The 9,745-nt window shown below is 63.4% G+C and carries 10 protein-coding genes and 1 pseudogene; 4 read left to right on the top strand and 7 right to left on the bottom strand.

Annotated features, from left to right (window positions below):
* Nucleotides 1-506 (top strand): annotated as a pseudogene (locus tag EOA85_RS18245) (hypothetical protein); the annotation flags it as partial.
* A gap of 32 nt (nt 507-538) precedes the next feature.
* Here the strand turns inward: EOA85_RS18245 and moaB are convergent.
* From moaB to EOA85_RS18215, 6 genes are all read right to left on the bottom strand, one after another.
* On the bottom strand, nt 539-1,096 hold the full coding sequence (gene moaB / locus EOA85_RS18240; protein WP_127210651.1) for a molybdenum cofactor biosynthesis protein B: 558 nt from the start codon (nt 1,094-1,096) through the stop codon (nt 539-541).
* On the bottom strand, nt 1,083-1,985 hold the full coding sequence (locus EOA85_RS18235; protein ID WP_127210650.1) for a 4-(cytidine 5'-diphospho)-2-C-methyl-D-erythritol kinase: 903 nt from the start codon (nt 1,983-1,985) through the stop codon (nt 1,083-1,085). Before EOA85_RS18235 ends, moaB begins: the two co-directional genes overlap by 14 nt.
* A 25-nt stretch (nt 1,986-2,010) precedes the next feature.
* Nucleotides 2,011-2,196 carry a hypothetical protein gene (locus EOA85_RS18230; RefSeq protein ID WP_065006190.1) on the bottom strand — a complete coding sequence of 62 codons (186 nt, stop codon included), beginning with the start codon at nt 2,194-2,196 and terminating at the stop codon, nt 2,011-2,013.
* A gap of 82 nt (nt 2,197-2,278) precedes the next feature.
* Nucleotides 2,279-3,145: a S49 family peptidase gene (locus EOA85_RS18225; protein WP_127210649.1), complete on the bottom strand. Its 867-nt coding sequence runs from the start codon at nt 3,143-3,145 to the stop codon at nt 2,279-2,281.
* Between the two features lie 84 nt (nt 3,146-3,229).
* On the bottom strand, nt 3,230-4,030 hold the full coding sequence (locus EOA85_RS18220; protein WP_127210648.1) for a methyltransferase: 801 nt from the start codon (nt 4,028-4,030) through the stop codon (nt 3,230-3,232).
* Nucleotides 4,030-4,254: a DUF2007 domain-containing protein gene (locus EOA85_RS18215; RefSeq protein ID WP_029355541.1), complete on the bottom strand. Its 225-nt coding sequence runs from the start codon at nt 4,252-4,254 to the stop codon at nt 4,030-4,032. Before EOA85_RS18215 ends, EOA85_RS18220 begins: the two co-directional genes overlap by 1 nt.
* Nucleotides 4,255-4,420: 166 nt before the next feature.
* Between EOA85_RS18215 and EOA85_RS18210 the strand changes: the two genes are divergently transcribed.
* The gene (locus EOA85_RS18210) at nt 4,421-5,437 is read left to right on the top strand and encodes a polyprenyl synthetase family protein (RefSeq protein WP_029355543.1); all 1,017 of its coding nucleotides are present in this window, start codon (nt 4,421-4,423) and stop codon (nt 5,435-5,437) included.
* Nucleotides 5,438-5,476: 39 nt separating this feature from the next.
* Here EOA85_RS18210 and EOA85_RS18205 read toward each other — a convergent pair whose 3' ends face one another.
* Entirely contained in the window at nt 5,477-6,910 is a 1,434-nt protein-coding gene (locus EOA85_RS18205) for an MFS transporter (protein WP_245485843.1), read from the bottom strand.
* Between the two features lie 103 nt (nt 6,911-7,013).
* Between EOA85_RS18205 and EOA85_RS18200 the strand changes: the two genes are divergently transcribed.
* On the top strand, nt 7,014-7,619 hold the full coding sequence (locus EOA85_RS18200) for a TetR/AcrR family transcriptional regulator (RefSeq protein WP_127210646.1): 606 nt from the start codon (nt 7,014-7,016) through the stop codon (nt 7,617-7,619).
* Nucleotides 7,620-7,890: 271 nt separating this feature from the next.
* Nucleotides 7,891-9,666, top strand: a complete 1,776-nt coding sequence (locus tag EOA85_RS18195; protein WP_127210652.1) for a tetratricopeptide repeat protein — start codon at nt 7,891-7,893, stop codon at nt 9,664-9,666.
* Nucleotides 9,667-9,745 lie beyond the last annotated feature (79 nt).

Raw genomic sequence — 9,745 nt, 5'->3', positions numbered from 1 at the left:
ATGCTGCGCTTACCGTGCAGCGCGATCCGCTGCTTCTCGACATCGCCGCCCATTACCTCGGCAGCCAGGCGAAGCTGATCACCACGCGCGTCTGGTGGAGCTTTCCGACGAGCTCTGTCTCCGACGCCGAGAAGAACCTGGCGTCGCTTGGCAAATACCACTTCGATCTCGACGATTGGCGGATGCTGAAATTCTTCTTCTATCTCAATCCGGTCGATGCCGAGACTGGTCCGCATGTCTATGTCCGCGGCAGCCACAACCGCCGCGCCCTCAGGCACCAATTGACGCTCCTCGTCGGCCATCCCGCGGAAGAGGTTCTGAACGTCTACGGCGCGCAGAGCCCGATTATGCTGACCGGCGAGGCAGGTTTGGGCTTTGTCGAGGATCCCTTCGGCTTCCACATGGGCACAGTGCCGACGCGCAAGCCGCGGCTGATGATGGAAGTCGGCTTCGGCGTTTCGCCGCCCTCGCGCCGGCGGTTCCACGGCGAGCCGGTTATTCGCTGATTCTGGCCCCGAAACAGCCTTGGGAGCTTGGCCTAACTTGTCTTGGTCCCGCCGCGCCGCAGATGTTCGTCCAAGCGCGGCATGATCTCGACGAAGTTGCAGGGCATGTGCCGGTAGTCGAGCTGCGGCTTCAAAATGCCGTCCCAGGCGTCCTTGCAGGCGCCGGGCGAACCCGGCAGCACGAAAACGAAGGTCGCGTTGACGACGCCGCCGGTCGCCCGACTCTGGATCGTCGAAGTGCCGATCTTGTCGTAGGAAATGCGGTGGAACACTTCGGAAAAGCCGTCCATGCGCTTTTCGAAGATCGGCTCCAGCGCCTCCGGCGTCACATCGCGACCGGTAAAGCCGGTGCCGCCGGTGGTGATGACGACATCGATCGCTTCGTCCCTCGACCAGCCCAGAACCTTGTCTCGAATTTTCTCGCGGTCGTCGGTGACGATGTCGCGGGCGGCCAGTAAATGGCCGGTCTCCACGATGCGGTCGGCCAGCGTCTGGCCGGATTTGTCGTCGGCGAGGCTGCGCGTATCGGAAACGGTCAGCACCGCGATGCGCACGGGAATGAAGGAACGGCTCTCGTCAATCCTGGCCATGCGTGTCAGCCTCAGATGTCATGGTTCGCGTTGCGGCGACGAACCAGTCGGGATGGCGGCTGCGGATATCGACGGCCGCGCGCTTGGCGACATTGCCAGTCTCAAACAGCCCGAAGCAGGTCGCCCCGGAACCCGACATCCGGGTGAACCCCGCTCCAGCCTTGTTGAGCACCGAAAGCGCCTTGCCGATGGCGGGTTGGATTGCCCGCGCCGCGGGCTCGAGATCGTTGCGCGTAATCTCCAGCCAGTTGCGGATGCTGTGGAAGTCGAGGTCGCGCGGCAGCGGCGGCAGGCCCTCATTGTGGCGATCAGAAAGGGCATTGAACACCTCGGCCGTGGAGACGGCGGTGCCGGGATTGACGAGGACCAGCCCGAATGCCGGAAAGCCCGGCACGGCCGACAACTCTTCGCCAATGCCGAGCGCGATCAGCGGCTTTGCCGCAAGGCACATGGGAACGTCGGCGCCCAGCGAGAGGCCGATCCGCGCCAGTTCGGCGTCGTCGAGATCCAGCCTCCATATCTCAGCGAGCCCGCGCAACACCGTTGCGGCGTCGCTCGACCCGCCGCCGACGCCGGATGCGACCGGCAGGTTCTTTTCGAGCCTGATGGCGACCGGCGGCGTTTGCGCCGGACCGGCCTGCTTTCGCAGCGCGTCGCGCGCTTTGACGGCTAGGTTGCTGTCGTCGAGCGGGACCGCGGAGACGTATCGGCCCGACGCGGAAAACCGGTCGGTGTCGGCAAGTTCGATCTCGATCCTGTCGCCGAAGCGCGTGAACACCGCCAGGCTCTCGATCATGTGATAGCCGTCGGCGCGCCTGCCGGTGACGTGCAGCGCGAGATTTATCTTGGCGTGCGCATGCCACGCCCGGACAGTGATGCCGGATTCCACGGGGTCAGTCGCGAGGGGGATGATGTCAGTCCTTGGCCAGCCGGTATTCGCCGGTCTTCGGGTCCTTGACCAACGTGCCCATTGTGCCGTTGGTAGCCTGCTTTTCGGTGCGCCGTATCTTGGCCGTCACGCGCTCGGCTTCCCTGACGAAGGAGCGATAGCCGAAATAGGCGAGCAGGCCGACGGTGATGAAGAAAATGATCTGTGGCATGTCAAACTCCTCCCTCACAAGGCCGACTGCGGCGGCCGGTCGGGTCGGTCAAGCTTTCAAGCTAAACGCTTTTACCGGCTTTTCAAAGCCCGAAGCGCGCCCATAATGCGCGCTCTTCCGCCGCATCGATCACGCTGCTTGCGGCAGCCGCGGCGATCTCGGGCGCCGAAAAACCCGCTCTGCTCGAGCCGAACCAGCCGAACCGGCCGAACAGGCCGCGCGGCGCCGTGATCAGTTTGAGCTGGGTCTTTGGCCCGAAACGGGTCTTCAGCACGCTGCGCATATCGCCGAGCGCATCGACAAGGCCGAGCTCCAGCCCCTTCTTACCGGTCCAGAACAGGCCGGTGAACAGGTCCGAGTCGTCCTTGAGCTTAGGGCCGCGCCGGTCCTTGACGAGATCGATAAAGGTCTCGTGGACATCGAGCTGCAGCGCCTTCAGCCGTTCGATATCTTCCTTCTTCTCGGGCTTGAACGGATCGAGCACCGCCTTGTTCTGGCCGGCAGTATGGACGCGGCGCTCGACGCCGATCTTCTTCAACAGCTCGGGAAAGCCGAACGAGGCCGACACCACGCCGATCGAACCGACGATGGAGGACGGATCGGCAAAGATCTCGTCGCCGGCAATCGCTATCATGTAGCCGCCCGAAGCCGCCACGTCCTCGACGAAGACCAGAACCTTTTTGTTCTTCTCGGTCGCCAGATCGCGGATGCGTCTGAAGATCAGCCGCGACTGCACTGGCGAGCCGCCTGGCGAATTGATCGAAATGGCGACCACGGGCGCATCGAAGGAAAACGCCTTCTCGATAGGGCCGGCAGTGGACGCGAGCGACAGGCTCGGCCGGAACTGGCCGCCGCCGGGCATGATCGTACCGTGCAGCCGGATAACAGGAATAACGACCATGTCGGAGCGCCAGGATTTCGGCAGCAGGCGGTTTAGGAAGCGTTTCACGGGGTCTCCGGTCAATTGGCTTGAAGGCATGTAGGGATTCGCCGGCCAACGGCAATGCCCGCGCCGCTTGCTGGTAGAAAAGGCTCAGTCGCCGAACAGCGAAGCCAGCCCGTTATTGATCATCTCGGTCCGCTCCGTTGGTCCGTCGCCCGATCGCGCATGCAGCATCAGCGGCGGGCGGATCGACAGTTTTCCGCGTGAGCCGAGTATTGCCCTGACGACGATGCGGATCGCCGCTGCTTCGGGGCGAGGGTGGACGGCCAGCATCTCGGCGTCGCCGAAGCGGCCTGATATCGCATCGAGAATGGCGCCGAGCTGATCGGGCCTGGCAATCACGGCAAGACCGCCGCGCGGCCTGACCACGGCAGCCGCACTTCGGATCCAGCTGTCGAACAGCCGATCCTCCATGACATGCGCCGCCTTCCTGAGCGCGTCGGGCGTGGCGCGATCCTCGGCGGCGTTGAAGGGCGGGTTCATGATGACGAAATCGAAGGAGTTGTCGGCAAGCCCAGTGGCTGTTCGCGCTTGGCCCGACAGCGCAACGTCCGCGGCGAGCACCGAGGCGCGGTCGTTGAGATGCGCATTGCCGGGATGGGCAAGCGTCGTTGCGGCGAAGGCTGCCATTTCCGGAGACCGTTCGATGAGCACGGCCTCGGCATCAGGGCAGCGCGACAGCACGGCCAGGCCTGCGGCGCCAGCGCCCGCGCCGAAATCGGCAAGGCGCCCGGCGAAGGAGGAGGGCACGGCAGCGGCCAGCATCATGGCGTCCATGCCGGCGCGATGGCCGGCTTGTTTCGGCTGCACCAGCCAGAACCGCCCGCGATGGAAGGCATCGACCGTATGGGCCGGCGTGTCCTGGACAAGGGTGGCGCGCGCCGCGGACATTATGTCTGGCGGATCTCGTTGGCGATGCCGGCATCCGTCAGGATGCGCCGCGCCGCATCGGCTTGGTCGGCGTCAACCAGGATGCGCCTGGGCAGGATGCCGATCGAACCGTCGAGCACGCTCATGTTCTGGTCGGCGACGAAACAGCCGATGCCGGCATCGCGCATCAGCGATTCGACAAAGGAAATGATCACGGCATCGTTGGTGCGGATAAGCTCTATCATCGGGCGAAACTCGCAGGTTGCAGCGTTTATGTAAATGTGGGTGGCTCCGGACGCCAGCCTCGACCGCGCCAATTCGCCTCTTGCCGTGCCCGTGGGTACCGCCCTAGAGTCTGCCGCGGGATCGGGGTGCCGTCGTGCGCGTGACTTCTGGACGGGAGTGTTTGTGGTGGGTGTCGTTCTCAACATCGAAAACGGGAAGCGCGAAGCCGCCTCCATAAAGGATCTCATCGACCTGACGTCGACCGATATGGGGCGTGTCAACAAATTGATCCTGTCGAAGGCCGGTTCCGACGTCGAGATGATCCCGGAGATTGCCAACCACCTGATCTCTTCCGGTGGCAAGCGGCTGAGGCCGATGCTGACGCTCGCCTCGGCCCAGATGTTCGGCTATTCCGGCGAGGGCCACGTCAAGCTCGCTACATCAGTCGAGTTCATGCACACCGCCACGCTCCTCCACGACGATGTCGTCGACGAGAGCGGCATGCGGCGCGGCAAGAAGACCGCCCGTATGATCTGGGGCAACCAGGCGAGCGTGCTGGTCGGCGATTTCCTGCTTGGCCAGGCTTTCCGCATGATGGTCGATGTCGGTTCGCTGGAAGCGCTCGACATCCTGTCCAGCGCCGCCTCGATCATTGCTGAGGGCGAGGTGATGCAACTCGCCGCCGCCAAGAACCTCGAAACCACGGAGGATGAGCATTTCGCGGTGATCAAGGCCAAGACCGCGGCCCTGTTCTCGGCCGCCGCCGAGGTCGGTCCGGTCATCGCCCAGGCTACGCGCAACGATCGCGCGGCGCTGCGCTCCTATGGCATGAATCTCGGCCTTGCCTTCCAGCTGATCGACGATGCGCTGGATTATGGCGGCACCAGCAAGGATCTGGGCAAGAATGTCGGCGACGACTTTCGCGAAGGCAAGGTGACGCTGCCGGTGATCCTCGCCTACCGGCGCGGCACCAAGGCGGAACGCTCCTTCTGGAAGCGCGCCATCGAGGACAATGTCACCGACGACACCGGGCTGGAGAAGGCGATCGGATTGATGACCCGCCACGGCGCGATCGCCGACACGATCGGGCGCGCCGGCCATTTCGGCGAGATCGCCCGCGACGCGCTGGCGCCGCTCGAAGCGACGCCGCAGAAATCGGCGCTGATCGACGTCATCGATTTCTGCATCAGCCGGGTGAACTGAGAGGCATCGCCGATATTTGGCCGGCACGGCGTCCGCACGTCATTTTGGTTTCCCCGGAAGGACCATTGCAGCGAGCAGGCTGAAAACGATGCCTGCAGCAGCGAGCCAGAAGGCGACCTGGATGCCGTCGGCGACAGCGATCTTCAAGGCATCACCTGTCAATCCGCCGACATTGCGGTTGGCAATCGCGATCAACACCGCCATGCCGATCGCATTGCCGACATTGAGCATGGTGGAGGCCATCCCCGACGCGACACCCTGCTCGTCATGGGAAACACCCGAAGCGGCGGCGATCCACATCGCGGTCCAGACGATGCCTTGTCCGACTCCGGAGATGATCAGGCCGGGTACGAGGGATAGATAGCTGCTGTCGGCGTTTGCACCTGATACCATCAAGGCCGTCCCGATCGCGCCGATGACCATGCCGCCAACCAGCGTGGCGCGCGTCGAAAAACGCGTTGCCAGACGTTCGCCGACCTGCGTGCCGGCCGCGATGGCGACTGATGGCACCAGGAACGCCAGGCCGGCCTGCAAGGCGGTGAAGCCATGCACGTTCTGTAAAAGCACGGTGAGGAAGTAGGGCAGGGCGCCGAAAGTCCCCATGAAGAGGAAGGTGATCGTCATGCCGGCGACGAGGCTGCGGTTGTGGAACAGGCGCAGCGGCATCAGCGGGTCGGCGCTCCTTGCCTCTATCGCTGCGAGGGCGATCAGGAAGAATGTCGCCAGTGCAGCGCTGAAGACGATGGCGGCCGACCCCCAGCCATATTCGGGCCCCTGAACCAGCGTGAAGACAAGCAGGGTCGCACCGGCAGTGACGGTTAGCGCGCCCGGCAGATCGAAGCTGCGATGTTCATGCCGCTTGCCGTCACGCGGAATGATGGCGAAAGCCGCGATGATGGCGATCCCAGCCAAAAACACGTTGACATAGAAGACGGATGGCCAGCCGAACGCGCTGGTGAGAAGCCCTCCCGCCAGCGAGCCGAGCGTCAGGCCACTCGCTCCGGCGCCGCCCCAGACCGCAAGCGCCCGGTTGCGTTCCGGCCCCTCGGCAAACAGGCGATTGATCAGTGACAGCGTGGCCGGGAACAGGAACGCGGCGCCGATGCCTTGCACCGCACGGGCCGCGATGATGATTTCCGGCGACCAAGCGAAGCCGCCGACCAGGGACGAAAGCGCATAGAGCCAGAGCGCGAAGATGAAGATCCGGCGCTGGCCGATCAGGTCGGCGGCGCGGCCACCGAACAGCAGGAAGCCGCCGGTGAATACGGTGTAGGCGCTGACCACCCATTGCAGGGTCTGGCCCGAAAAGCCTAGCCCCGCGCCGATTTCCGGCAACGCCACGAAGACGATGTTGAGGTCGAGTGCGATGATAAGCTGCGCGAAGGCGAGCAATGCCAGCGTGGCGCCGCGCTTCGCGCCGACTCCTCCTGTTGCCGCGGCGCCGAACGGTGCGCCTTGATCGAGTGAACTCATGTCAATCTCCATGCTGATGATTCTTTATCGATCGACAAAGAATTAAGTTTGCAATCCGAAGTCAAGCGGATTATTTGTTGATTGATAAAAAATGGAGGCCGCAATGGCGGGAAGGCCAAGGGAGTTCGATCGGGACCAAGCGCTCGAGAAGGCCCGCGACGCCTTCTGGACGCGCGGCTATGAGGGCACCTCGATGGCCGATCTCGTGTCGGCGCTTGGTCTGGCCTCGCCGCGTATCTATGCCGCCTTCGGCTCGAAGGAGAACCTGTTTCGGGAAGCTGTCGTTCTTTACGAAACCAGGGAAGGAAGCTTCGCCACCCGGGCCCTTGCCGAGGAGCCGACCGCTCGGCGGTTTGTCGAGCGGTTGCTGCGCGATGCAATCGAAGTCTATACCAGGCCGGATTTGCCGCAGGGCTGCATGGTAGTCTCGGCGGCGACCAACTGCGCCGTTGAAAACGATGGTGTGCTGCGCTGGCTGGCTGAGCGTCGCCGGGCGCGCAATACACTCATTGTCGAACGCCTGAGAAAGGGCATTCGGGACGGGGAACTCAAACCGGACACGGACCCGGAGGTCCTGGGTGATTACTACACCACGGTTCTGTTTGGTCTCTCGGTGCAGGCACGCGACGGTGTGCCTAAAGAGCGGCTGCACGCTCTGATTGCCGTGGCGATGCAGTCGCTGGAGGCAAGACCTTCGGGGAAACCGTGAATTTCACGCATCGTGGAGGGCCGGCCTGTGCAGCGCGTTCAAGCGAATATGGGGATACCTGTATACAGAAATCCGGCCTGCCGCAGAAATCTTCAACGAAGCGCGCTGGACGGTCGCAGTTGGCGCTCCTAGCTTGGTTATTGATCGCATGACCGATTGTGAATTCGGCCGGGTTGAAGCATGACCCCAAAAAGGCCATGCTTTGCCTGGAAAAGATCGAGTCTACGGCGATCCCGCTGACGCGGCCATGGCTTTGACTGAAAGGGATACGATGCGGCAAGGATGTGCGCGCTGGCTGACAGGGCTGGCAATTGTGACGGGCATGGCGATCTCCGGTTTGCCTGCCTATGCCAAAGAGACCACCGAGCCAGTCAATATCACGTCGTTCTCGGGCGCCTATCTTGCCGCGCGGGTCGCCGAAGGCGACAATGATCTCGACAGCGCCATCGCCTACTACAAGCAGGCGCTCGCCTTTGCTCCCGGTGATACCTCGTTGCAGCAAAGCCTGATGCTGTCGCTGATCGCGCAAGGGCGCTTCGAAGAATCGCTGGTCTATGCCGACAAGCTCAAGACGGTTCCCGACGTCGAGCGGTTCTCGCGCCTAGCGCTGGCCGTCGGTTCCTTTCACAAAAAGGATTTCACCAAGGCTGAGTACTGGCTCAAGCTTTCGCTCGAATCCGACCTCGACCGGCTGATCTCCGGCGTCATGACCGGCTGGGCCAAGCAGGGCGCCGGCAACCCCAGCGAGGCCATGGCCTCCATCGACAGGCTGCAGGGTCCGGACTGGTTCGGCCTCTTCAAATCCTTCCATCGCGCGCTGATCGCCGATGCGTCGGGCCTGCCCGAAAAGGCGGACGCGATCTACGCCGCCACCTTGCAGGACACCGCGACCGGTAGCGCCGCGCCCGAAACCTGGATGCGGAATGCGCAGGCCTATGCCTCCTTCCTTGCCCGCAAGGGCGACAAAGACAAGGCGCTGTCCGTGCTCGATCAGGCCGAGGCATTTGCACCCGGCAAGGTCGAGATATCAGCGCTTCGCGACAGGATCACCAAGGGCGAGAAGGTCGAACCCTTCGTTGCCGGCCCCTCCGACGGCGCCTCGGAAATACTGCTCGATCTCGCCACCGCGCTCAATCGCGGTGGCGGCGAGCCGTTCGTCCGCCTCTATCTGCAATATGCCCTGGCACTGCGGCCCGACAGCGACGCGGCCCTTGTCCAACTCGCCGCCGTTTCCGAGCAGTTGAAGGACGGCGAGGGCGCCATCGCCTTCTATCGCCGCATCCCGGCCAGTTCGCCGCTGAAGCCGCTTTCGGAACTGCAGCTCGGCCTCAACCTTGCCGATCTCGACCGCTATGATGAGGCCATCGCCCATTTGAAGGCCCTCGTCGAAGCGCATCCCGACGACATGCGCGCCTATCAGGCGCTCGGTGGCGTCTATGCCTCGAAGGAGGATTTCCGCTCCGCGGCCGGTCTCTATGACAAGGCGGTAGCGATGCTGAAGACCCCGACCCGCGCCGACTGGAACATTTTCTACCAGCGCGGCATCGCCTATGAGCGGCTGAAGGAGTGGCCGAAGGCCGAGCCGAATTTCCGCAAGGCGCTGGAAATGTTCCCCGACCAGCCGCAGGTTCTGAACTATCTCGGCTATTCCTGGGTGGACATGAACATCAACCTCGAGGAAGGCCTTCAGATGATCCAGAAGGCCGTCGACCTCAGGCCGAGCGACGGCTACATCGTCGATTCGCTGGGCTGGGCCTATTTCCGCCTGGGCAGGTTTGAAGACGCTGTGCGCGAAATGGAGCGTGCCGTGTCGCTGAAGCCGGAAGATCCGGTGCTGAACGATCACCTCGGCGATGCCTATTGGCGCGTCGGCCGCAGGCTGGAAGCCACCTTCCAGTGGAACCAGGCCCGCGACCTGAAGCCGGATCCCGACGTGCTCGCCGCGTTACAGCAGAAACTGCTGAAGGGCCTGCCGCCGATCGAATCCAACACGGCGCAGGAAACTCCGAAGGTCAAGCCCGAACCGGCGCCCGCGCCGAAGGGCTGACCCCTCGCCTTGACGCTTGGCAGGCGGCGCTCTAGAGCCTGATCCCGAAAAGTTGCAGACTTTTCGGACAAGATCATGC

It is taken from the genome of Mesorhizobium sp. M5C.F.Ca.IN.020.29.1.1, from assembly GCF_003997375.1.
GTDB lineage: Bacteria > Pseudomonadota > Alphaproteobacteria > Rhizobiales > Rhizobiaceae > Mesorhizobium > Mesorhizobium wenxiniae.
This window is presented reverse-complemented; position numbering and strand designations above follow the sequence as displayed.